A 258-nucleotide genomic window follows, 5' to 3' on the forward strand; every position below is an offset into this window, starting at 1 on the left:
ACTATGATTTTCTTGACGAGATCCAGGTGGAGATGTCCTCGGCAAGACAGTTTATTTTTGCGGTGCGGTTCAGGCGTGAAAAAGACGAGCAGATTTTTAACATCATCAATCGAGTGGATAAGGCTATCTCAGAACACGGATTTGCGGCAAAACGAATGGGCAAGTCTGACATCAAACGTATGCTTGCACTGTACTTCGGGACAAGCATATCGGGCGAGGGAATCCCTGATATTGAGGGAGAAGCGGAATTTAATTTGG

Annotated in this window: 1 pseudogene; it reads left to right on the forward strand. The window is 45.7% G+C overall.

The window, feature by feature from the left end:
• Positions 1 to 258 (forward strand): annotated as a pseudogene (locus tag LI114_RS13960) (hypothetical protein); the annotation flags it as partial.

The sequence above is a fragment of the Ruminococcus sp. 210702-SL.1.03 genome, from assembly GCF_020559915.1.
In the GTDB taxonomy this organism is placed as follows: domain Bacteria; phylum Bacillota; class Clostridia; order Oscillospirales; family Ruminococcaceae; genus YE71.